General features: G+C 64.7%; 19 protein-coding genes. 4 read left to right on the top strand and 15 right to left on the bottom strand.

Features of this window, described 5'->3' with window-relative positions; genetic code table 11:
• The 7 genes from Q0O05_RS03645 to def form a co-directional block, all read right to left on the bottom strand.
• Window positions 1-776 (bottom strand): ketose-bisphosphate aldolase (locus Q0O05_RS03645; RefSeq protein ID WP_293660534.1); only part of this gene is annotated, 776 nt, incomplete at its 3' end.
• Between the two features lie 134 nt (window positions 777-910).
• Window positions 911-2,344, bottom strand: coding sequence for a pyruvate kinase (pyk, locus tag Q0O05_RS03640; protein ID WP_293660533.1), 1,434 nt, complete (start codon window positions 2,342-2,344; stop codon window positions 911-913).
• Between the two features lie 194 nt (window positions 2,345-2,538).
• On the bottom strand, window positions 2,539-3,732 hold the full coding sequence (locus Q0O05_RS03635) for a phosphoglycerate kinase (RefSeq protein ID WP_293660532.1): 1,194 nt from the start codon (window positions 3,730-3,732) through the stop codon (window positions 2,539-2,541).
• Between the two features lie 100 nt (window positions 3,733-3,832).
• A complete protein-coding gene (locus tag Q0O05_RS03630) occupies window positions 3,833-4,195 on the bottom strand; it encodes an AzlD domain-containing protein (RefSeq protein WP_293660531.1) in 363 nt (120 codons plus the stop codon).
• Complete coding sequence (locus tag Q0O05_RS03625) at window positions 4,192-4,929, bottom strand: AzlC family ABC transporter permease (protein ID WP_293660530.1); 738 nt, start codon at window positions 4,927-4,929, stop codon at window positions 4,192-4,194. The genes Q0O05_RS03630 and Q0O05_RS03625 overlap by 4 nt, the downstream gene beginning before the upstream one ends.
• Window positions 4,929-5,987 (bottom strand): methionyl-tRNA formyltransferase, encoded by a 1,059-nt coding sequence (gene fmt / locus Q0O05_RS03620; RefSeq protein ID WP_293660535.1) that lies wholly within the window; start codon window positions 5,985-5,987, stop codon window positions 4,929-4,931. Before fmt ends, Q0O05_RS03625 begins: the two co-directional genes overlap by 1 nt.
• Before the next feature lie 21 nt (window positions 5,988-6,008).
• Window positions 6,009-6,518 carry a peptide deformylase gene (gene def / locus Q0O05_RS03615; RefSeq protein WP_293660529.1) on the bottom strand — a complete coding sequence of 170 codons (510 nt, stop codon included), beginning with the start codon at window positions 6,516-6,518 and terminating at the stop codon, window positions 6,009-6,011.
• 141 nt (window positions 6,519-6,659) lie between these two features.
• On the opposite strand from def, the gene Q0O05_RS03610 reads away from it, so the two are divergent.
• From Q0O05_RS03610 to Q0O05_RS03600, 3 genes are all read left to right on the top strand, one after another.
• Window positions 6,660-7,883, top strand: coding sequence for a LysM domain-containing protein (locus Q0O05_RS03610; protein ID WP_293660528.1), 1,224 nt, complete (start codon window positions 6,660-6,662; stop codon window positions 7,881-7,883).
• A gap of 23 nt (window positions 7,884-7,906) precedes the next feature.
• On the top strand, window positions 7,907-9,088 hold the full coding sequence (gene dprA, locus Q0O05_RS03605) for a DNA-processing protein DprA (RefSeq protein ID WP_293660527.1): 1,182 nt from the start codon (window positions 7,907-7,909) through the stop codon (window positions 9,086-9,088).
• Window positions 9,089-9,177: 89 nt separating this feature from the next.
• The gene (locus tag Q0O05_RS03600; protein ID WP_293660526.1) at window positions 9,178-9,675 is read left to right on the top strand and encodes a DUF494 domain-containing protein; all 498 of its coding nucleotides are present in this window, start codon (window positions 9,178-9,180) and stop codon (window positions 9,673-9,675) included.
• A gap of 28 nt (window positions 9,676-9,703) precedes the next feature.
• Here Q0O05_RS03600 and Q0O05_RS03595 read toward each other — a convergent pair whose 3' ends face one another.
• From Q0O05_RS03595 to Q0O05_RS03565, 7 genes are all read right to left on the bottom strand, one after another.
• Window positions 9,704-11,941 (bottom strand): DUF1631 family protein, encoded by a 2,238-nt coding sequence (locus tag Q0O05_RS03595; protein ID WP_293660525.1) that lies wholly within the window; start codon window positions 11,939-11,941, stop codon window positions 9,704-9,706.
• Window positions 11,942-11,959: 18 nt separating this feature from the next.
• Window positions 11,960-12,913: a protein translocase subunit SecF gene (gene secF / locus Q0O05_RS03590; protein ID WP_293660524.1), complete on the bottom strand. Its 954-nt coding sequence runs from the start codon at window positions 12,911-12,913 to the stop codon at window positions 11,960-11,962.
• Window positions 12,914-12,926: 13 nt separating this feature from the next.
• Window positions 12,927-14,807 carry a protein translocase subunit SecD gene (secD, locus tag Q0O05_RS03585; protein WP_293660523.1) on the bottom strand — a complete coding sequence of 627 codons (1,881 nt, stop codon included), beginning with the start codon at window positions 14,805-14,807 and terminating at the stop codon, window positions 12,927-12,929.
• A 27-nt stretch (window positions 14,808-14,834) separates the two neighbouring features.
• On the bottom strand, window positions 14,835-15,164 hold the full coding sequence (gene yajC / locus Q0O05_RS03580; protein WP_293660522.1) for a preprotein translocase subunit YajC: 330 nt from the start codon (window positions 15,162-15,164) through the stop codon (window positions 14,835-14,837).
• Between the two features lie 101 nt (window positions 15,165-15,265).
• Window positions 15,266-18,922 (bottom strand): indolepyruvate ferredoxin oxidoreductase family protein, encoded by a 3,657-nt coding sequence (locus tag Q0O05_RS03575; RefSeq protein WP_293660521.1) that lies wholly within the window; start codon window positions 18,920-18,922, stop codon window positions 15,266-15,268.
• 104 nt (window positions 18,923-19,026) lie between these two features.
• Window positions 19,027-19,977, bottom strand: coding sequence for a chemotaxis protein (locus Q0O05_RS03570; protein ID WP_293660520.1), 951 nt, complete (start codon window positions 19,975-19,977; stop codon window positions 19,027-19,029).
• Between the two features lie 83 nt (window positions 19,978-20,060).
• Window positions 20,061-21,305 (bottom strand): MltA domain-containing protein, encoded by a 1,245-nt coding sequence (locus tag Q0O05_RS03565; protein WP_293660519.1) that lies wholly within the window; start codon window positions 21,303-21,305, stop codon window positions 20,061-20,063.
• Between Q0O05_RS03565 and Q0O05_RS03560 the strand changes: the two genes are divergently transcribed.
• On the top strand, window positions 21,250-21,381 hold the full coding sequence (locus tag Q0O05_RS03560) for a hypothetical protein (RefSeq protein ID WP_293660518.1): 132 nt from the start codon (window positions 21,250-21,252) through the stop codon (window positions 21,379-21,381). The two genes, Q0O05_RS03565 and Q0O05_RS03560, sit on opposite strands and share 56 nt — an antisense overlap.
• A 42-nt stretch (window positions 21,382-21,423) precedes the next feature.
• Here Q0O05_RS03560 and Q0O05_RS03555 read toward each other — a convergent pair whose 3' ends face one another.
• A complete protein-coding gene (locus Q0O05_RS03555) occupies window positions 21,424-22,242 on the bottom strand; it encodes a carbon-nitrogen hydrolase family protein (protein WP_293660517.1) in 819 nt (272 codons plus the stop codon).
• Between the last annotated feature and the right edge of the window lie 20 nt (window positions 22,243-22,262).

The raw sequence follows: 22,262 nt of genomic DNA, 5'->3' as shown, positions 1-22,262 counted from the left end.
GGCACGCCCCAGGTCTGGGCCATTTTGCCGCCGTACTGGTTGATGGCGGCCAGCAATTCCTGCGGCACCGCGCTGGAGCCGTGCATTACCAGGTGGGTGTTAGGGATGCGGCGATGGATTTCCTGGATGCGCTCGATGGCCAGAATGTCGCCGGTGGGCTCGCGGGTGAACTTATAGGCGCCGTGGCTGGTGCCGATGGCAATGGCCAGCGCGTCGAGCTGGGTGCGCTTCACAAAGTCGGCAGCCTGCTCGGGGTCGGTCAGCAGTTGCTCGCGGGTCATGGTGGCGTCGGTGCCGTGGCCGTCTTCCTTGTCGCCCTTCATGGTCTCCAGGGAACCCAGGCAGCCCAGCTCGCCCTCCACGGTCACACCCAGCTTGTGGGCCAGATCAACCACCTGGCGGGTCACCGCGACGTTGTACTCGTAGCTGGCAATGGTTTTTCCGTCGGCCTCCAGCGAGCCGTCCATCATCACCGAGCTGAAGCCCAGATCGATTGCGCCCTGGCAGACGCCGGGGTTCTGACCGTGGTCCTGGTGCATGACCACCGGAATCTCGGGGTAGGCCTCAACGGCCGCCTGAATCAGGTGCTTGAGGAAGTGTTCACCGGCGTATTTGCGGGCGCCGGCGCTGGCCTGCATGATCACCGGGGCGCCGGCTTCCTTGGCGGCCTCCATGATGGCCTGCACCTGCTCGAGGTTGTTGACGTTGAACGCAGGAATTGCGTAGCTGTGTTCTGCCGCGTGGTCGAGAAGCTCACGCATGGAAACGAGTGCCATTTTTCTATCCCCAGAAGTTAAGAATTCGCGGGCGGCCCGAGCGGGTGACTGCTTGGTGACTACTTGGTAACCGCGTGGTAACTTTTACCGAAAATGGATTCTACCTTCCGAGGGTTTACCCTCTCGGGCGGCCTCTAGCTCACCGCGCAGATCTTGAGCATGTTGGTGCCGCCGGGAGCGCCCATAGGCTCGCCGCAGGTGATGGCGTACACATCGCCGGGCTGCACAATGCCGCGCTTCTTGAGGTGCTGTTCTGCGTCCATTAGCGCGGTATCGCGGTCGGCGCTGGTGCCCATCAACAGGGGGCGCACATTGCGGTACAGCGTCATCTTGCGCTGGGTGCTGACTCTGGGCGTGAGCGCGTAAATGGGCACATGGATCAGGTGGCGGCTCATCCACAGCGCGGTGCTGCCGCTGTCGGTCAGGGCGACGATGGCCTTGGCGCCCAGGTGGTAGGCGGTGAAGAGCGCGCCCATGGCGATGGACTGGTCGATGCGGGTGAAGGTCTTGCCGGTGAAGTCGGCATCGAGCTTGACCATTTCGCTGCCCTCGGCGGCCAGACAGATCTTGGCCATCTCGGTCACCGTCTCCAGCGGGTATTTGCCGGCGGCGGTCTCCGCGGACAGCATGACCGCGTCGGTGCCGTCGAGCACAGCGTTGGCCACGTCGCTCACCTCGGCTCGGGTGGGCACCGGATTGGTGATCATGGACTCCATCATCTGGGTGGCGGTAATCACCACCTTGTCGAATTCGCGGGCCAGCTTGATCATGTGCTTTTGCAGGGCCGGCACGGCCGCGTTGCCCACCTCGACCGCCAAGTCACCGCGGGCCACCATGATGCCGTCGGAGGCGCGCAGGATTTCTTCGAGCTTGGGGATGGCCTCGGCGCGCTCGATCTTGGCAATCAGGCCCGGCTTGTGGTTGTATTCAGCGGCCGCCACGTTGCACAGCTGGCGCGCCATTTCCATGTCAGTGGCGCTCTTGGGGAAGCTCACCGCCACATAGTCCGCCTGAAAACTCATGGCGGTGCGGATGTCTTCCATGTCCTTGCCGGTCAGCGCCGGCGCAGTCAGGCCGCCACCTTGCTTGTTGATACCCTTGTTGTTGGAGAGCTCGCCGCCGAGTTTGACGGTGGTATGCACCTGCTGGCCGGTCACTGCGTCCACGGTGATCACGATCAGGCCGTCATTGAGCAGCAGCACATCTCCGGCCTTGACTTCCTGGGGCAGCGACTTGTAGTCCAGGCCAACGGCGTGGATGTCGCCCAGCTCGGTGCGGCTGGCGTCCAGCACAAATTTCTGGCCGGGCTCAAGGAAAACCTTGCCCTCGGCAAACTTGCCCACCCGGATTTTGGGGCCCTGCAAGTCGGCCATGATGGCCACTTCGCGGCCGGCGCGCTGGGCGGCTTCGCGCACCATGCGGGCGCGATCGATGTGGTCCTGCGCCTTGCCGTGGCTGAAATTGAGGCGCACAACGTTCACGCCGGCGCGGATCATCTGCTCCAGAATGACCGGCTCACTCGAGGCGGGGCCGAGAGTGGCAACGATTTTGGTGGCGCGACGCGGCATGGGGTGTCTCCTTGTGGTTGTTACTGATTCTGGCACGCCTGCATGTATCTTTGTTACATACAGGGCACAAGTTCTCAGCCCCTCAAACCAATCCCAAACCACCCCCGGGCATAAAAAAGCACCTCCGGTTTCAGGCCGGAAGTGCCTCAATCGCCCGCGCTAATTGCGCAGCCAGCTCTTGTTTTGATAGCGCGTCAGCCAGCTGCGCGTTTTTGCAGAATCTCAAACGCCGGCAGTGTCTTGCCTTCGAGCACTTCCAGAAACGCGCCGCCGCCGGTTGAGATGTAACCAATCTGCTTCTCGATGCCGTACTTGGCGATGGCCGCCAGCGTGTCGCCGCCACCGGCAATGCTGAAAGCGCTGCTCTGCGCGATAGCCTCGGCAATCACCTTGGTGCCGTTCTCAAAAGAGGCGAACTCAAACACACCTACAGGCCCGTTCCAGACGATGGTGCCTGCCTTCTTCAGCTGCTCGGCCAAGGCCTGCGCGGTATGCGGGCCGATATCCAGAATCAGGTCATCGTCGGCCACGTCGGTGGCGGCCTTGATGGAGGCCGGCGCGTCGGCCGCGAAGGTCTTGGCTGTCACCACGTCGGTCGGAATGGGCACCGCAGCGCCGCGGGCCTTCATGGCCTCGATGACGGCGGTGGCCTCGGCCAGCAGGTCCGGCTCGGCCAGGCTCTTGCCGATTTTCAGGCCGGCGGCCAGCATGAAGGTGTTGGCAATGCCGCCGCCCACAATCAGCTGGTCTACATTGGCGGCCAGGCTCTTGAGGATGGTGAGCTTGGTTGACACCTTGGAGCCCGCCACGATCGCAACCAGGGGGCGCGCCGGCGCCAGCAGTGCTTTGCTGATGGCGTCCATTTCGGCGGCCAGGAGCGGGCCGGCGCAGGCAACCGGGGCGAACTGGGCGATGCCGTAGGTGGACGCCTCGGCCCGGTGGGCGGTGCCGAAGGCGTCGTGCACAAAAATGTCGCACAGAGCGGCCATCTTGCGGGCGAGCTCTTCGCTGTTCTTCTTTTCACCTTGATTGACGCGGCAGTTCTCGAGCATCACCAGCTCGCCCGGCGCCACGGTGACGCCCTCAGTCCAGTGCGCAATCACCGCAATCTCGCGGCCCATCAGCTCGCCCATGCGGCGGGCCACGGGGGCGAGCGAGTCTTCGGGCTTGAATTCGCCTTCGGTGGGGCGGCCCAGGTGGCTGGTCACCATCACCGCCGCTCCCGCCTTCAGCGCCATCTCGATGCAGGGAATGCTGGCGCGGATGCGGGTGTCTTCGGTGATGTGACCGGCGTCATCTTGCGGCACATTCAGATCGGCACGGATAAACACGCGCTTGCCGGCCACCTGGCCTTGGGACACCAGATCAGAAAAACGGATCACTTGCATGGGGGAAACACCTCAGGTTCGATAAGAGAAGAGCTGCGCTGCGGCAGTGCCCGGATTGTAGAAGTGCCCAAAAGAGCCCGGGATGGCTCACGAGCAGGGCCTACCAGCCCAGACCCAGATGCAGCGGCAGATACACCAGCATGCCCGAGACAATCGTGCCGAGCACCGCCTGCCCCCGGCCGCCGCGGACAAAGTAATAGGTCAGCCCGCCGGCCACCGCAAACAGGCGGGCATCTTGCAGGGTCCCAATCAGCTGCCCCTGCACCATCACGACCTCCGGCACGATCACTGCCGCCAGCGCGGCAATCGGCGCGTATTGCAAGCCGCGCTGGGCCCATGGCGGCAGCGCCCAGTCTTTTTCGAGGATGAAAAAGAACGCCCGGGTGAGCACGGTCACACAAGTCAGCCCCACGATGATCAGCACGGTACGGGTGTCGGTACCCTCCAGCATCCAGTCCATCATTTGGCCTCCCGGGGTGCGGCGCCCGGCAGCCGGCCTTCGAGCAGCAGGCACACCGCGACCGCTGCCGCAATGGCGACCAGAATATTGAGCTTGAGCGGCAAGGCAAAGGCAGCCACCGCCGCCATGCCGGCAACACCCGCCGACATCCAGCGCATCGGGCTGGTGGCCAGGGAAGCCACGATGCCCACCAGCGCCAGGATGCCGGCAAATCCCAGCCCCCAGGCGGTGGGTATCGCGTTTGCCAGCACCACCCCGAGCACGCAGCTGCCTACCCAGCTCACCCAGTTGATGCCGCTGTTACCTGCCAGATAAGCCATCTGCGCGGCCCGTTCGGCCGTGTTGCTGGCGGGCTGCGGAAATCGTTTGGTAAACATCACATAGGTCAGGTCGGCGGCGAGGTAGCCAATGACGAGTCGCTGCCGGCGCGGCAGGTGCATCAGATACGGCCTCAGGTGGGCGCTGAACACCACAAAACGCAGATTGACGCACAGGCCGGTGGCCAGAATCACCCACACCGGCGCGCCGGCCTGAATCAGCGGGATGGCGGCCAGCTGCGAGCTTCCGGCGAAGACGGTCAGGGCCATGAGCAAGGCCTCCAACGTGCTGAGCCCGGACTTGACCATGGCCACGCCGGTCATCAGCCCCCAGGCGGCAATGCCGGTGGCGGCACCTGCCATGTCGAGAAAGCCGCGCCGGTACTCGGGGTGGCGCCGGTGCTCGGACGACAAAAACATCATCCAGCCTCCGGGGTCGTGGGGGTTGGCGCAGGGTGCAGAGAGCTCTGCGCAGTGGCGTGGGGCAAGGCAAAGCGCGCGCCAACCGTCGCCGGGCTGCCGCGCAGGAAGTCAGCCGCCGCCATGCGCTTGCCGCCCGGGCGCTGGAGCTCGGTCAGCAGCACTACAGAATTCATAGCAGCTACCGCAATACCCTCGGGCTTCAGCGCCACAATTTGTCCGCAATCTGCAATGTTCCGGGCACCGGGCCCTGGGGTGTCTACCGAGGCGCCCAAGACCTTGATGGTCTCGCCGTGCAGGCTGGTGCTCGCTCCGGGAAAGGGGTTGAATGCACGAATGCGGCGCACGATGCGCTCGGCGTCCTCAGTCCAGCGGATGGGGGCTTCTTCTTTTTCTATCTTGTGCGCGTAGCTCACGCCGTCCTGTGGCTGCGGCACCGCTTGCAGACCGCCGGCCGATGACAGGTCCAGAGCCCGCACGATCAGGCGCGCGCCCAGCGCGGCCACCTTGTCGTGCAGGGTGGCGGTGGTGTCGTCCGATGCAATGGGCAGCGACTCCTTCAGCAGCATGGCGCCGGTGTCCAGCCCCGCGTCCATCTGCATGATGGTGACGCCGGTCTGCGCGTCGCCCGCCTCGATGGCGCGGTGAATCGGCGCGGCCCCCCGCCAGCGCGGCAGGAGCGAGCCATGGATATTGAGGCAGCCCCGGCGCGGCCGCCCGTCTGCATGGGGCGCAGCCATGTCGTCGAGCACCCACTGGGGCAGGATGAGCCCGTAGGCGGCCACCACCATCACATCGGCCTGCGCCTGTGCAATCTCCTGGCGGGCCTGCGCCGCGTCATCGGGAAACTTGCCATCCAAGCGCAGGCTGCGCGGCTGCTCCACCGCGATACCGTGCTCCAAGGCAAACTGTTTGACGGCGGAGGCCTGCAGCTTCATGCCGCGGCCGGCGGGACGGTCGGGCTGGCTCAAGACGAGGGCCATGGTGTGGCCGGCCGCATGCAGCGCCTCCAACGCCAGGCGCGCAAATTCCGGCGTGCCGGCAAAAATAATGCGCACCGGGGGGCTGCCGGGCAGCACTTAGCGCGCTTCCTCGCGCCGGGCCTTGTTCATTTTGGTCTTGATGCGGTTGCGCTTGAGGGGCGAGAGGTATTCCACAAACACCTTGCCCATCAGGTGGTCCATTTCGTGCTGGATGCAGATGGCCAGCAGTCCGTCGGCCTCAATCACACGGCTCTGGCCTTCCCCGTCCAAGGCGCGGCAGTGCACCGCGTCGAAGCGGTTCACGCCGTCATAAATGCCGGGCACCGAGAGGCAGCCCTCTTCATTGAGGTGCGTGGTGGGGCTGGTCCAGATGAGTTCGGGGTTGATCAGCACCATCGGCTGGTCGCGGTTGTCCGACACGTCAATGACGATCAGGCGTTCGTGCACATCGATCTGGCTGGCGGCCAGGCCGATACCCTTGGCCTCGTACATGGTCTCCAACATGTCAGCGATCAGGGTACGCACGCGCTCGTCCACGGCGGCAACCGGCTTGGCAACCGTATGCAGCCGAGGGTCGGGGTAACAAAGAATAGGAAGAAGTGCCATGAATACAGTCCCGGGGAAGTGGGTATTTTCGCCACTTTTACGCCAGCCTGCAGGATAGGCGGCGCGAAAGCGTTGCTGAATCAAGGGCTTGAGCGCAAAATTGCGCGTAAATTATCAAGTTCCACCACCCCCCTGCATCCTATGACGACACACCTGATGGCGAAATACCGGCGGGCAGTTGCCGCCCTGGCAGCACTGACCGGTGCGTTGACTACCGCCGCGGCATGGGCGCAAAACCAGGCCCTCACCGTGACCGACGCGCAGCGCCAGACCGCGGTGGCGGTGGCGCAGCAGGGCGTGCCCTTGAGTGAAATCGCGGCGGACGCGCCCGATCGCTACACCGTCAGGAACGGCGACACCCTGTGGGCCATCTCGTCGCTGTTTCTCAAGAGCCCCTGGCGCTGGCCCGAGCTCTGGGGCATGAATCTCGAAGACATCAGGAATCCGCACCGCATCTACCCCGGCCAGCTGCTTCTGCTGGAGCGGACGAACGGCCTGGCCACCCTCAAGCTGGCGAAGTCAGTCGGCGCCGGCGGGGCAGCCCCCGTGACTGTCCGCCTGAGCCCTGGTACGCGCGTCGAAAACCTGCCCGACACGGCCCTGCCCGCCCTGCGCACCAGCGTGATTGAGGCCTTTCTGGCTGAGCCGATGATTGTGGACGCGGAGGGCCTGAGCGGCGCGGCCCGTATCGTGGCTACCCAGGAAGAGCGGGTGCTGCTGGCCCGCGGTGACCGCGCCTATGCCCGCGGCACCGATTCGCCCCTGCTCGACAACAAACCCGCCGAACAACGCCTGCGCGTCTTTCGCAATGCCACCGCCTTGAAGGACCCCGCCACCGGCGAGGTGCTGGCCTATGAAGCTCAATATGTCGGCAAAGCCACGCTGGTGCGGGGCGAGAGCAGCACCGAGGTCATGGGCCCAGAAGGCACTCCGATCAGCGCGGTGGTGCCTGCGACCATCGACATCATTTCGGCCAAAGAGGAAATGCGCGTAGGCGACCGCCTGCTACCCGAGCCGCCGCGCCAGTTTGCCAGCTACACACCCCACGCCCCGACTGCGCGGGTGAATGGGCGCATCGTGTCGGTTTATGGCAGCGCGTCCATCGTCAATGCGTCCCAGAACCAGGTGGTGGCCATCAACCTCGGTAAGCGCGACGGCATCGGGAACGGCCACGTACTGGCCATCCAGAAAGACGGCGCCAAGCTGCTGGACAAGACAGAAACCGGCAAGTCCTTGATGAAGCTGCCCGACGAGCGCAACGGCCTGCTGATGGTGTTCAGCAGCTACGAGCGGGTGTCCTACGCCCTGATTCTGGAAATCACCGACGGCGTGCGCGTGGGCGACCGCCTCGTCAACCCGCGCTAAGCCCCACCCGGGAGAGCACCACGGTGGATAGAGAAGAACTGCGCGCCTGGCTTCGGCTTGGCCTCACGCCCGGCGTGGGCGATGTGAGCGCGCGCAAACTGTTGGCCCACTTCGGGCTGCCGCAGGCGGTGTTCGAGGCCTCGGAGCCGGCGCTCCTTCAATGCGTGTCCGGGCAGCAGGCCCAGGCCTTATTGCAGGTGCCGGCAGGCCTGGACGATCTGCTTGAGCGTACGGTCCAATGGCTGGAGGCCGCGCCCGACCACCGCCGCGTGCTGTCCCTGGGCGATATCGATTACCCGCAGGCCCTGCTCGACACCGAGGACCCGCCCCTGATGCTCTATGCCATGGGCCGCATCGAACAGCTCGAAGATGCCTTTGCCCACTGCGCCGCTTTCGGAGTAGCGGTGGTGGGCAGCCGCAACCCGACGCCGCAGGGCGTGCAGAACGCGCGGCAGTTCAGCGAGGCCCTGGGTCGCGCCGGACTCACCATTACCTCCGGGCTGGCACTGGGCATCGATGGCGCCGCCCACGAAGGGGCGCTTGCGGGCTATTCCGGCAGGGGCCTGGCCACCATTGCGGTGGTGGGCACCGGGCTCGACCGTGTCTACCCCAAGGCCCATTTCGATCTGGCCCACCAGATTGCAGAGAACGGCCTCTTGCTCAGCGAATATTCGCTGGGCACGCCGCCACTTTCGGCCAACTTCCCCAAGCGCAACCGCATCATCTCCGGCCTGTGCAAGGGCACGCTGGTGGTGGAGGCGGCGCTCCAGTCGGGCTCGCTGATCACTGCACGGCTGGCGGTCGAGCAGGGCAAAGACGTGTTCGCCATCCCCGGCTCCATCCATGCCACCCAGGCGCGTGGCTGCCATGCCCTGATCAAGCAGGGCGCTAAGCTGGTCGAGAGCGCGCAAGACATTTTGGAGGAGCTGCCGCCACCCCAGCCCGCCGCGCAGGGTCGTGCCCGCGGGCAAGCCTACGGCACTGCCCGGCCCAAGGGCGGCCAGCCCCAGGAATTGCCTGCGCTCTCGTCCCTGGAGGCGGGGCTGCTGGACGCCTTGGGCTTTGAGCCCACCACCCTTGACGCCCTCCAGGCCCGCAGCGGCATGGATACCGCCACGCTGCAGGCCTTGCTGATGGGGCTGGAGCTCGCGGGGCTGGTCGGGCGGCTGCCGGGCGGCAAATTTCAGCGCCTGGCGAGCGCTTAGCGCCCGCTAAACACCCCTCAAAACGCGGAAAAGGGGGGCAGTTCAGACCCCGTGGTCGGCAGCGTTTTTTCTGCGCTATATTGCCCTCCATGTTTGAAGTCCTCGCCTTTGTTTACGAAAACTACTATGCGGATGACGGTTACCCCGAACCCGCTCACTTACAGAGAAAACTCAACGCCGTAGGCTTTGAGGCGGAGGAAATAGCCGAAGCCATCGACTGGCTCTCCGGCCTGACCACCGCGGCGCGCTTTGCCCGCCCGGCGGCTGCGGATACCCCCACCGTGCTGCACAGCACCTGGCTGCACATCCCCTCGTCCGACAGCGTGCGGGTTTATTCAGTGCAGGAGCAAAACCACCTCGGGCCCGCCTGCCTGGGCTACATCAGCTTTATGGAGAGCGCCGGCATGCTGCCCGCCCATATCCGCGAAGTGGTGATGGACCGGGCGCTCGCAGTGCTGGGCGCTCCGGTGGCGCTCGACGACCTGAAGCTGATCATCCTGATGGTGTTCTGGAGCTTCGGCGAGGAGCCTGACACTCTGGCGCTCGACGAGCTCTGCGAAGACCACGAAGAGCGCACCATTCACTGATCCGGCAGGGCCGGGGGGTCCGCAGGATTCAGCTCAGCAGTCGCTCGGGGTGCGCCTCGATCTGCGCCAGGGCATCGCGCGAGGCGCGCACCGTCAGCGTCTCTTCCTCCCGCGGCAGCAGCAAGCCCGACTGCAGGTAGCCGGCGAGGCGCCCGGCCTGAATCAAAAAGCACTTGCCCGATGGCGCAGCAAACAGGGCGAGCTGCTTGCGCTCACTGCGCCACGCCAGTTGCACCTGATTGAGCTGGTGCAGGTGGTCCAAAACAAACCAGCTACCCAGCTCCAACTCCTTGGCCCAGGCCACGGTGGCAGGCTTAGGCCTGGCGCCACCGGCGGACACCACCTCCAGTGCGGCCGTGTCGATGCCCAGCATCATCTCCATACTCTCGGCGTCCAGCGGCAGGTCGCCCATACCGTCTTCGGAGACAAAGTCCTCCAAGTGCCCCAGGCGCTGGGCCATGGCGTCGATCTTGTCCTGCGCAATCGCCTGCGTCTTGGACATAAAGGCATCGGCCAGCGTCTCGTTGATGCGCTTGAGCTGCACTTCCTGGTCTGCGAGCGGGATAGCCAGCAGCGTCATGCCCGATCGCAGGCGTTGCAGCAGGTTCGGCAGGTCCTGAATCACCCGCGCGCGGTCAGTGCGCTGGGGCTTGGCGCCGGCGGCCCACACCAGATCAGATGCTGACTTCTTGAGCTGCAGGGTATCCGCATGCTGCGGCCCCTTGCGCACCGCTGCCACCGCCAGCACCTCCGCCCAGACCTTGAACAGGAACTCACGGATGTCATCGGGCACCGGCATGTCGCGCAGCATATTGCGCATCTCGATGGTGTATTGGATTGCCAGGGTCTCTTTTTGCTCCACCTGCTGGGCCACGCCGACCATTTTTTGCGTCGCGCTTTTTTCCGTCAAAAACTTGGCGAGGAATTTCTGGAACTCGTCCAGCACGATCTGGTAGACCCTCTTGCCGGCCTCAGGGTACTGTTCGATGACCTGCACGATGCGCCTGATCTCGGCCTCCATGGCGCTGCCATGCACGCCCGCCGCATCGAAGCCCATCACGCACGAGCCCATACGATCAATCAGGAGCCGCGTGGGATGCGCAGCCGATGCAAAGAACTCCGGGTCCTCCAGCGCCACCTTGAGCACCGGCATCTGCAGGCGCGCAAACCAGACGCGTATGCCCGGTGGGATGCGTTCCTCAGCCAGGATCGACTGGAACATCAGCGTAACTACCTCGATGGTCGCCTTCTCGGCCTTGGTTTCTGCCTTTTGCTTGAGCGCAGCGGACTGGCCCCGCAAGCCGTCTGCCACGCGCGCCATGCCGGCGGGACTGAAATCTTCATAGTGGGTGGGTGCAACGGCGCGAACACCGGCGCCGGCGGGCTGCTGCACGATCGCCGCCGCCAGCCCAGCCGATGGGGCGCCGTGCTCCGCCACCCCCGCAAAGCCGCCGGCGTGGACCTGCAGCATCTTGCGGATCTGCCCGATCACGCCCTGCGCGCGGCTGCGGGCCCGCGCGAGGGGTGAGCCCGCAACCTCCGACGCGGTGGGCGCGGCCGGTGCAGAGGGTACGACGGGCGCAGGGGACACGGCAGGCGCCAGCCCCGTGCCCCGAGCCGGCATCCTGACCCGGTCTTTGAGCTCGATATGGGGCATCACCCCTTTGCGTATGAGCAGCTCGTTGGCCTGCTGGTAGGCCCGGCTGAGGTGCTCGATCAGCAGTCGCTGCACAACCTCGGTGACCAGCGGCCAGGACTCGCCGGGCATGCCGGCGCGCTCCCACTCCTCCACCAGCAAGAGCACCAACACCTCGGGACGCAGCAGGTCGTGGCCGTCCAGGTCCTCGGTACCTTCCAGAAATTTGATACGGATACGCAAATCCTCGAGCTGCGGCAGCACCCGTTCGTTAACTGCCAGCACCATGCGCGAGGCCAGGATCTTCTTCTCGACGATATCGGTTCCGACCAGCTCCAGCCGCTCGGGAGCGGGCTCGTGAGCCGCACGGGCAGCGGGCGGATCCAGGCAGGCGCGATAGGCGCGGCTGGTGCCTTCCAGCCAGAGGGGCCGGCCTTGCTTGTAGGCGGTCCAGATGTCTCGCCGGAGCTGGGCCTCGCGGGAATTCGTAGGCTCGTCGAGCAGCGCGCTGAGCCGGTCCTGCACCCCAGCGCCCAAGGCTTGCACGGCCGTTACAGCATCGGCCAGAAAACGTTCGCGCAGGGCGCGCGTGAGTTGCAGTCGGGGAGTAAGCGCTGGGCCAGCGGCCATGTCGGCGGCTGCAGGGCGCTAGACCGCTGCCCCTGCGTTCGGATCGTTGGGGTCGTTGTCCTTCTTCACGCCCCCCTTGATCAGGTCTTCGCGCTGAATGCCCAGCCACATCGCAATGGCGGCCGCCACAAAGACCGAAGAATAAATGCCGAACAAAATACCGATGGTGAGCGCCAGCGCAAAGTAGTGCAGGGTCGCGCCACCGAAGAGCAGCATGGACAACACCATCAGCTGCGTCGAGCCGTGGGTGATGATGGTGCGGCTGATGGTAGATGTGATCGCGTTGTCAATGATCTCCACCGTGCTCAGCTTGCGGTAGCGGCGGAAGTTCTCGCGGATACGGTCAAAAATCACCACCGATTCGTTCACCGAATAACCCAGCACCGCCAACACGGCCGCCAGCACCGGCAGTGAGAACTCCCATTGGAAGTAGGCGAAGAAGCCGAGGATGATGACCACATCGTGCAGGTTGGCAATGATGGCTGCGACCGCGAACTTCCACTCAAAGCGTATGGCAAGGTAGATCATGATGCCAAGCACCACAAAGGCCAGGGCCTTGAGGCCGTCCACTGCCAACTCGTCGCCCACCTGCGGCCCCACAAATTCGGTGCGGCGTAGGTTTGCTGTGGGATCTGCGGCCTTAAGCGCCTCAAGAACTTTCTCGCTTTGCTGGCCGGAGGTGCTGCCTTTTTGCACCGGCATGCGGATCAACACATCCTGCGCGGTTCCGAAGTTTTGCACCTGCACATCATTGATACCCAGACCGGCCACCGTGTTGCGGATCCTGTCAAGGTCCGCGGGCTGCGAGTAGCTCACTTCCATCAGCGTGCCGCCGGTGAACTCCACCGACAAATGCAGGCCGCGCGAGAACAGGAAGAAGACCGCTACCGCGAAGGTAATGAAAGAAATCAGGTTGAACACCAGCGCGTTCCGCATGAACGGAATGTCGCGCCGGATTTTGAAAAATTCCATGTCCGGACCGCCTTTATGGTGTTGTTGTGTGCGTAGTGGTGTCTGGCCGCCACACGGTACCGATGGAAACCGTTTTCAATTTCTTCTGACGACCGTACCACAGATTAACCAGCCCACGTGAGAAGAACACGCCTGAGAACATGCTCGTCAGGATGCCCAGACAGTGCACCACCGCAAAGCCCCTAACCGGGCCGGAGCCGAAGGCCAGCAAGGCCAGGCCGGCAATCAGCGTGGTGACGTTGGAGTCGATGATGGTGGCCCATGCGCGGTCGTAGCCGGCATGAATGGCCGCCTGTGCCGAGGCACCGTTGCGCAACTCTTCCCGCACACGCTCGTTGATCAGCACGTTGGCGTCAATCGCCATACCCAGCACCAGGGCCATGGCAGCCATGCCAGGCAGGGTCAGGGTGGCCTGCAGCATGGACAACACCGCCACCAGCAGCAGCAGGTTGAAGCCCAGCGCAATGCTGGAGATCACACCAAACAGCATGTAATACAGACACATGAATACGGCCACCGCCGCAAAGCCCCAGGTCACGCTGTTGAAGCCCTTGGCAATGTTCTCGGCACCCAGGCTCGGGCCGATAGTGCGCTCTTCAATGATTTCCATGGGTGCTGCCAGCGAGCCGGCCCGCAGCAGCAGCGCCGTGTCTGCGGCCTCTACGGTCGTCATGCTGCCCGAAATCTGCACCCGTCCGCCACCGATTTCGGAGCGGATGACCGGCGCGGTGACAACTTCACCCTTGCCTTTTTCGAACAACAAAATGGCCATTCGCTTGTTGATGTTCTCGCGCGTGACGTCGCGGAATATGCGGGCGCCCTTGGCATCCAGCGACAGGTTTACCGTGGGCTCCTGCGTCTGGCTGTCAAAGCCGGGTTGGGCATCGGTCAGGTTTTCGCCGGTCAGGATGACCTGCTTCTTGACAATCACGCTGCGGCCTTCGCGGTCGGGGTAGCGCTCGGAGCCAAAGGGCACAGGTCCGGTGCCGGTTTCGGCGGCTCGGGCCTCGGTGCCTTCGTCCACCATGCGCACTTCCAGGGTGGCGGTGCGACCCAGAATGTCCTTGGCCTTGGCCGTGTCTTGCACGCCGGGCAGCTGAACGACGATACGGTCCAAGCCCTGTTGCTGAATCACTGGCTCGGCCACGCCCAACTCGTTAATACGGTTGTGCAGCGTGGTGATGTTCTGCTTGAGGGCCTGCTCCTGGATGGTGCGGGCCGAGGCGGGCTTGATGGTGGCCACCAGCTTCACATCGCCGCCGTCCGGGGCGGACGAGGCCTCCAGATCCGCAAACTGGTCCGCAATGACGCGTTTGGCAGCGTCTGCGGTAGCCGCATCACGGAAGCGCACTTCGATCGTTTGGGCATTGCGGCTGATACCGCTGTGGCGCACATTTTTCTCTCGCAGCACGGTACGAATATCACCCGACAGAGATTCTGCGCGCTTGGTGAGCGCGGCCTGCATGTCGACCTGCAGCATAAAGTGCACGCCGCCGCGCAAGTCCAGCCCCAGATACATGGGTGAGGCGTGCAGGCTGGTTAACCAGGCCGGCGAGCGAGAGAGCAGGTTGAGCGCTACCACAAAGGCGGGGTCGGCTGCGTCGGGGTTAACCGCTTTCTGGATGGCGTCTTTGGCTTTGAGCTGCGTATCGGTACCCGAGAAGCGCGCCTTGATGGAGTTGCCCTCCAGGGTGACGGCGTCAGCGGCGAGGCCCGCATCTTTGATGCTCTGCTCAACCCGCGCCAGCAAGGCGGTATCGACCCTGGTCGCGCTCTTGGCAGCTGACACCTGAACCGCCGGTGCTTCACCGAACACATTGGGCAGGGCGTAGAGCCCGCTTACCACCAGCGCGATCAGAAGGATCGCGTATTTCCACACCGGATAACGGTTCATGATCGCGCTTTGCTAAGGATTCAATGCTTACTTGATGGTGCCCTTGGGCAGAACTTGCACCACGGTGCTGCGTTGGACTTGGATTTCCACGCCGCTCGCCACTTCCAGGCCCACATAGCTGTCGCCCATATTGCTGACCTTGCCAAGCACGCCGCCGGCAATCACAACTTCGTCGCCCTTGGCCAGGGCGTCAATCATGGCCCTGTGCTCTTTCTGCTTCTTCATCTGGGGGCGGATCATCACGAAGTACAGCACCACAAACATCAGCACCAGAGGCAGCATGCTCATGAGGGAGGATTGCATGTCACCACCAGCGGCGGCAGGAGCAGTTTGGGCAAAAGCAGAAGAAATGAACACGGGCGAACTCCACAAAAAAGGGACGGTAAAACAGGGGCAGCGCAAGGCGGCCGGCCATTGTAAGCGCGGGCCCAGCTGCCCCCGCAGGGGCAGTCAAGGCCCTAAGTAGGCAGGGGGTGCTGTGCCGCAGGCGTGGCGTGGTAGCCGGCCAGCCGCTCAGCCCACTGTGCCCGCGCAGCCTGAAGATGCCGCGCCTTGACATGGCCGAAACCACGGATTTGCTCGGGCACCCGGGCGAACGCTGCTGCCGCGTCGCGATTGGCGGTGCTCAGGCTGGGCAAGAGCGACTCGATGGCCGCGCGGTATTCGGCGATGAGCGCACGCTCCTCGCGGCGCTCGAGGCTGTAGGCAAACACATCAAAAGGCGTACCACGCAGCACTTTCAAGGACGCTAGGCAACGGAACACAAACCCCATGCCCGGGCCGAAACGGGATTTTTGCAGCTCGCCCTTATCGTTCTTGCGCGCCAACAGAGGCGGCGCTAAGTGGTAGGCCAGTGTGAAGTCGCCCTCGAACATGGCTTCTACTTTGCGGCGGAATGCGGGGTCGGTATGTAGCCGGGCCACCTCATACTCATCTTTGTAGGCCATGAGCTTGAACAGGTAACGGGCCACCGCTTCGCTCAGTGGCAGCTTGTCCCCGCCCAGCCGTGACTCCGCGACCCGCACCTGCGCCACCACGTCGGCATAGGCTTGGGCGTAGGCAGCGTTCTGGTAGGCCACCAGAAAGGCCGTGCGGTGCTCAACCAGCGCATCCAGGCTAGCATCCAGGCCATTGTGCGGTCGGGGCATAAAAGCCACCACCTGCTCTGCCGGATGCGCCAGACCGAGCGCCCGCTGCACTGCAGGCCAGTCCACCGCCGCGCGGCGGCCCCACTCAAACGCCGTTTTGTTGTTGTCCACTGCCACCGCGTTGATCTCGATGGCCCGCATCAGCGAGGCCAGCCCCAAAGGAATCCAGCCCTTCTGCCATGCGTAGCCCAGCATCATGGGGTTGGTGTAGATGCTGTCGCCCAGAACGGCGGTGGCCACCGCGTCGGCGTCGAAGTGGCCCACAAACGCCTCGCCCGCCGAGCGGCGGATGTCATCCAGGCATTGCGCGCCGGGGTTCACCCAGTCGGCATGGTTGACAAAGCCTGCGGTAGGCACGGTGTTGGCGTTGAGCGCCACATGGGTGCGCCCGGGGCGCATGCGCAGCAGGGTCTCCCGCCCGGCCACCACCACCGGGTCGCAGCCCAGCACCAGATCGGCAGCAGCTGCGCCCACGCGGGTGGTGCGGATGGCGTCCTGCGTTGCGGCGATGAGCACATGGCTCCAGGTGGCGCCGCCTTTTTGGGCGAGGCCGCCGGCGTCCTGGGTGACGATGCCCTTGCCTTCGAGGTGGGCCGCCACCCCCAGCAGCTGGCCGATGGTGATCACGCCGGTGCCGCCCACGCCGGCCACCACAATGCCCCACACACCGCCGGGCAGGCCCGCGAGCTGCGCGGCCTTCGGCTCGGGCAGAGCGGGCCACGCCGGCGCAGCGGCCTGCGCCTTGGCCGGCTTCTTGAGCCTGCCGCCCTCCACCGTCACAAAGCTGGGGCAAAAGCCCTTGAGGCAGGACATGTCCTTGTTGCAGGTGCTCTGGTTGATTTGCCGCTTGCGGCCCAGAGGCGTTTCCAGCGGCTCCACGCTCATGCAATTGCTTTGCACGCCGCAGTCGCCGCAGCCCTCGCACACCAGATCGTTGATGACCACCCGCCGCTCGGGGTCGGCCAGCGTGCCGCGCTTGCGGCGGCGGCGCTTCTCAGTAGCGCAGGTCTGGTCGTAGATGATGACCGTGGTGCCTTTAAGGGCGCGGAATTCACGCTGGATGCGGTCGAGCTCGTCGCGGTGTTCGATGGCAATGCCCTCAGGCAGGCCGTCGACCTGGTCGTATTTCTCCGGTTCGTCGGTAACCACTACGATTTTGATAGCACCTTCCGCACGCATGCTCTGCGCAATCTGCACAACCGAGTGCCCTTCGGGCCGCTCGCCGACCTGCTGGCCGCCAGTCATGGCGACTGCGTCGTTGTACAAAATTTTGTAGGTGATGTTGACGCCCGCCGCAATGCTCTGGCGGATGGCCAGCAGCCCGCTATGAAAGTAGGTGCCGTCGCCCAGGTTGGCGAAAATGTGCTGGTCGTGACTGAACGGTTGCTGCCCGACCCAGGGCACGCCCTCGCCGCCCATTTGGGTAAATCCCTCGGTACTGCGGTCCATCCAGATGGTCATGAAATGGCAGCCGATGCCGGCCATGGCGCGCGAGCCCTCGGGCACCCGGGTGCTGGTGTTGTGCGGGCAGCCGGAGCAAAACCACGGCTGGCGCACCGCAGAGGGCCCATGCCGCAGCTCGATGGCCTGCAGAGAGCGCTCTTGCGCGTCGAGCACAGCCAGGTGGGCGTCGATGCGGGCCGCGGTGCCTTCGTCCAGCCCCAGCTTCTTGATGCGCTGTGCAATCGCGCGGGCAATGATGGCCGGCGAAAGGTCGGCATTGGCCCGCAACAGCGTGTTGGCGCTGGGGTTGGGCATGGACCATTCGCCGCCCGAACCGAAGTGGTCGGGCGTTTGAACCTCGTTGAACTTGCCCAGCACGGTGGGGCGCACATCGGCGCGCCAGTTGTAGAGCTCCTCTTTGAGCTGGTATTCGATGACCTGGCGCTTCTCCTCAACCACCAGAATCTCCTGCAGTCCGGTGGCGAACTCGCGGGTGAGCTGCGCCTCCAGCGGCCACACCACGCCCACCTTGTGCAGCCGGATGCCGATACGCCGGCAGGTGTCGTCGTCCAACCCGAGGTCCAGCAGTGCCTGGCGGGTGTCGTTGAAGGCCTTTCCGCTGGAAATGATGCCAAAGCGATCCCCCCGCCCGCCGCCCGGCCCCTCGATAACGTTGTAGTTCAGCCGGTTGGCGCGGATGTAGGCCAAGGCGGCGTACCACTTGGTGTCAAACAGGCGGGCCTCCTGATCGAGCGCGTGGTCCGGCCAGCGGATGTGCAGGCCGCCGGGGGGCAATGCAAAGTCGGCGGGCATGCGGGTGATGACGCGGTCGGCGTCAATCTGCACCGTCGCGCTGGACTCCACGATCTCCTGGATCGTCTTCATGCCGGCCCACACGCCGGAGAAGCGGCTCATGGCAAAGGCGTGCAGCCCCAGGTCCAGGATCTCCTGCACATTGGCCGGAAAGAACACCGGCAGGCCGCAGGCCTTGAAAATATGGTCGCTCTGGTGCGCGGCGGTGGAGCTCTTGGCCACATGGTCGTCACCGGCCACCGCGATCACGCCGCCCCAGGGTGTGGTGCCGGCCATGTTGGCGTGTTTGAAGACATCGGAGCAGCGGTCCACCCCCGGCCCCTTGCCGTACCAGATACCGAACACGCCGTCGTACTTGTTGCTGCCCGGCGGGGCAAAGCCCAGCTGCTGCGTGCCCCACAGCGCGGTGGCGGCCAGCTCCTCGTTCACGCCGGGCTGAAAGGTGATGTGGTGCGCGGCCAGGTACTTGCCCGCCTTGACCAGCGACTGGTCGTAGGTGCCCAAAGGGGAGCCGCGGTAGCCGCTGATAAAGCCGGCGGTGTTCTTGCCGGCACGCTGGTCGCGCACGCGCTGCAGCATAGGCAGCTTGACCAGCGCCTGCACGCCGCTCATGAAGGCGCTCCCCTGCGCGAGCGTGTACTTGTCGTCCAGATGGAAGTCTTCCGGCCCGCTGCTGCGTGCGGGCTGGTCGCGTGGAAGGGGTGCATTCATGATGCGGTTCTCCGGGCTCGTGTGGGGCAAAGTGTAGGCCCCGCCGCCGGAAATGTCTCAGGCCCCCGCCGCCTGCGCGACACGGGCACTCCCCTCACCGGTTCTTAGCTTTGCAGCACTTCGCGGATGGTGAGTGCCAATTCTTCTTCCACGAACTTGGCGATGTAGGCGTCCGCGCCCACGCTCTTGACGTGGCCTTCATTGGTGGCACCGGTCAGCGAGGAGTGGATGATCACCGGGATGTGGCTGAAGCGGGGATCGCTCTTGATCTGGCGTGTCAGGGTGAAGCCGTCCATTTCGGGCATTTCCAGGTCGGTCACTACCACCGCCACCTTGTTCTTGATGGTCTTGCCCTCGCTGATGGCCTGTTCGTACAGGGCGACGAGCTTGTCCCAGGCCTCTTTGCCGTTGCGGGTCATCACATAGGGGACGTCCATGCTGTTGAGCCCGCTCTCAATCATCATGCGCGCCACGTTGGAGTCGTCAGCAGCCAGCACGATCTGCCCGGGCAGCAGTTGCACTCGGGTCTTCGCTGCGGTCACGTCTTGGCGGGCCTCTTGCGGGAGCACGTCGCGGATGATCTGCTCCACATCCAGCACCTGCGCCAGACGGGTGTTTTCTGCATTGCCGTCCAAGCGCGCGATGCTGGTGACCAGACCGCCGCCCGAGTTCTCGGCCGAGAGAACCTGCTTCCACTCCAGCCGGACGATTTCATTGACCTCTTCCACCGCAAACGCCTGGGTGGTGCGGGCGAACTCGGTCACCAGCAGAATGCCCAGCCCTTTGGTCGGGTTGCAGCCCACCACCTTGGGCAGGTTGATCACGGTGATCATCTGGCCGCGGATGTTGGCCACGCCCATGACGCCGGAGGGCGCATTGACCATGGCGGTGATTTCGGGCATCACCAGAATTTCGCGAACCTTGAACACATTGATGCCGAACAATTCGCGGCGCTTGCTGTCGGGGGCCTCGCCGAGGCGGAACAACAGCAGCTCAAACATGCTGTTGGCTGCCAGGTTGGTTCTCTCGTCAATCTCGCGCAACTCTTTGCTCATGGGGTCGTCCTTGTTGGCTCACACGTGTTGCGTCAATATCGCACAACTTGAATACAGCGATGCTAACGCCCCGCGCCTGCACGCTACCGCGTCAGGCTTTCCCGGGGCCACAGCACCCACATCTGCAGGGGCTGGCGCATGCGCCCGGCCAGCTCGGCAGCCTCGGGGCCCCAGCCGGCGAAGTAGTCGGCGCGCACGGCACCGACGATGGCGCTGCCGGTGTCCTGCGCAAACACCATTTTCTGCAGCTGCGTCTGGCCTCCGCTGGAGGCCAGCCAGACCGGCGCGCCATAGGGAATGCTCGACGGGTCCACCGCGATTGAGCGGCCCGGCGTCAGCGCCACACCCTGCGCTCCTTTCGGGCCAAAGGCTGCGTCTAACTCAGCCAAGGGCTCTTCCTTGAAGAAGACCACCCGCGGGTTGGCCCACAGAAGCTCCTGCTGGCGCTGCGGGTTCTGCGCCAGCCAGGCCTTGATGCCGGGCCACGAGGCGTCCTTGATCAGGCCCTGGTCCAGCAACCAGCGCCCCACGCTGCGGTAGGGCTGCTCGTTGGTACCGGCGTAGGCCAGCCGGATCCGGATCTGGCTGCCGTCGGGCTGGGTGATGCGCAAGCGGCCGGACCCCTGAATTTGCAGCACCAGCGCGTCCACCGGGTCGGCCACATAGGCCAGCGCTTTGCCCCGCAGAGCGGCCTGCGCCTCGGGCAGGGTGTCTATCTCCTGGCGGCTGAACCAGGGTTTGCGCGCGGCCATTCCAGCGGGCAGCTGGTAGAGAGGCACGCCAAAGCCCGGCGCGGGGTTGCGGCTGGCCTCCAAGGTGGGTTCGTAATAGCTGGTCAGGAGTCCGGTGGCCTCGCCCTGCAAAGACTCAACCCGGTGCGGCTGAAGCCGGGACTGCATCCACTCCAGCTGCTCCTGCGGGCTGCCGATGCTCAAGCGCCGCACCTCGCCGCACAGGGCGGCCAGTGGGGGCTGGGGCTTTTCGCAGCTCTTGATCCAGGCGTTCCAGGCCTCAAACAGGCTGTCGCCGCCCCAGCCGGGCAAGGACTCCCAGGCCACCGGCACCCAGCGGCTGCGACCCGGGGCAAAAGCGGGGGCAACAGCGGGGCCCACCGCGCTGCCCGCCGGCATGGCGCCTTGCGAACCGGCGCCGGGCGCCGAAGCCGCGGTGCGGTCCGGCTCTACCGGCGCGCGGTAGGCCGCTGGCCGGCCGGCGCAGCCCGCCAGCGTTCCTACAATGGCGCACCCCACCCACCAGAACAGGACCCGATTCATGACCTTGCTATTGCTCGAAGCCCTCGGTGCGGGACTGATATTTGTGGGCATCATCTGGTGGACCATGTTTGCCGGACGCAAGAACGGGGAGCTTCCGCCCGAGGAAAAAAAGGACGAAAAAGCGGATTAGCCCACGTAGAATATGCGCGATTAGCTCCTGAAAGCATAGCAATCACGCCAGCACCCGGTGTTGCAAAGCCGGCAGCTGGGTGCGGCACTGCAGCAGCAGCGCCGGGTCCAGCTCCGCGATGACCACGCCCGGGCCCTGCGCCTGTTGGGCCAGCACCCGACCCCAGGGATCGATGAGCAGGCTCTGGCCCCAGGTGCGCCGCCCGCTGGGGTGAACGCCGCCCTGGGCCGCGGCTGCCACAAAAGCCAGGTTTTCAATCGCCCGTGCGCGCAGCAGCACCTCCCAGTGCGCCTCGCCGGTGGTGTGGGTGAAAGCGCTGGGGGCGAGCAGCAAGTCCACCCCGCGGCGGGCGTAGTCCCGGTAGAGCTCGGCAAAGCGCATGTCGTAGCACACGCTCATGCCCACCGTCCAGGCGTGCCCGTCGGCCGACGCCAGAGAAAACACAGTCGGCGTGTGGCCCCGCTCCAGCACGCGGGACTCGTCGTAGCTCTCGACCCCGTTGTCAAAGCGGAAGAGATGGATCTTGTCGTAACGCGCCACGCACTCTCCCTGCGGGTTGTAGGCCAGCGAGCTGTTGAACACATGGTCGGGCTCATTGGCGCTGAGCGGCAGTGTGCCGGCCACGATCCAGAGCCCCAATGCGCGTGCGCGCCCGGCGATGAAGTCCTGAATAGGCCCCTCGCCAAAGGCCTCCTGAATGGCGAGCTTGTCAGCGTCGCGCGGGCCGATCAGGCAGAAGTATTCGGGTAGCACTGCCAGCTCAGCCCCTTGCACCGCAGCCTGCGCCAAGAGTTCTCCGGCCACACGCAGGTTGTCCTGCAGCTCGCCGGTGGACACCATCTGAATAGCAGCAACTTTCATGGGGGCTCCTTGATAGCTTG

Origin of the sequence: Rhodoferax sp. OV413, from assembly GCF_945881795.1 — a bacterium.
GTDB lineage: Bacteria > Pseudomonadota > Gammaproteobacteria > Burkholderiales > Burkholderiaceae_C > Allorhodoferax.
The sequence above is the reverse complement of the archived record's forward strand: the minus strand, read 5'-3'. Positions and strand labels throughout refer to the sequence as shown.

Excerpts from the sequence above, each read along its gene's own strand:
- Q0O05_RS03635 (WP_293660532.1), bottom strand. The coding sequence starts at position 3,732 with ATGCAAGTGATCCGTTTTTCTGATCTGGTGTCCCAAGGCCAGGTGGCC.
- Q0O05_RS03565 (WP_293660519.1), bottom strand. The coding sequence starts at position 21,305 with ATGATGCCCACAAATATCAGTCCCGCACCGAGGGCTTCGAGCAATAGC.
- Q0O05_RS03625 (WP_293660530.1), bottom strand. The coding sequence starts at position 4,929 with ATGTTTTTGTCGTCCGAGCACCGGCGCCACCCCGAGTACCGGCGCGGC.
- secD (WP_293660523.1), bottom strand. The coding sequence starts at position 14,807 with ATGAACCGTTATCCGGTGTGGAAATACGCGATCCTTCTGATCGCGCTG.
- Q0O05_RS03610 (WP_293660528.1), top strand. The coding sequence starts at position 6,660 with ATGACGACACACCTGATGGCGAAATACCGGCGGGCAGTTGCCGCCCTG.
- def (WP_293660529.1), bottom strand. The coding sequence starts at position 6,518 with ATGGCACTTCTTCCTATTCTTTGTTACCCCGACCCTCGGCTGCATACG.
- Q0O05_RS03600 (WP_293660526.1), top strand. The coding sequence starts at position 9,178 with ATGTTTGAAGTCCTCGCCTTTGTTTACGAAAACTACTATGCGGATGAC.
- Q0O05_RS03570 (WP_293660520.1), bottom strand. The coding sequence starts at position 19,977 with ATGAGCAAAGAGTTGCGCGAGATTGACGAGAGAACCAACCTGGCAGCC.
- pyk (WP_293660533.1), bottom strand. The coding sequence starts at position 2,344 with ATGCCGCGTCGCGCCACCAAAATCGTTGCCACTCTCGGCCCCGCCTCG.
- Q0O05_RS03575 (WP_293660521.1), bottom strand. The coding sequence starts at position 18,922 with ATGAATGCACCCCTTCCACGCGACCAGCCCGCACGCAGCAGCGGGCCG.
- Q0O05_RS03560 (WP_293660518.1), top strand. The coding sequence starts at position 21,250 with ATGACCTTGCTATTGCTCGAAGCCCTCGGTGCGGGACTGATATTTGTG.
- secF (WP_293660524.1), bottom strand. The coding sequence starts at position 12,913 with ATGGAATTTTTCAAAATCCGGCGCGACATTCCGTTCATGCGGAACGCG.
- Q0O05_RS03595 (WP_293660525.1), bottom strand. The coding sequence starts at position 11,941 with ATGGCCGCTGGCCCAGCGCTTACTCCCCGACTGCAACTCACGCGCGCC.
- Q0O05_RS03555 (WP_293660517.1), bottom strand. The coding sequence starts at position 22,242 with ATGAAAGTTGCTGCTATTCAGATGGTGTCCACCGGCGAGCTGCAGGAC.
- Q0O05_RS03630 (WP_293660531.1), bottom strand. The coding sequence starts at position 4,195 with ATGATGGACTGGATGCTGGAGGGTACCGACACCCGTACCGTGCTGATC.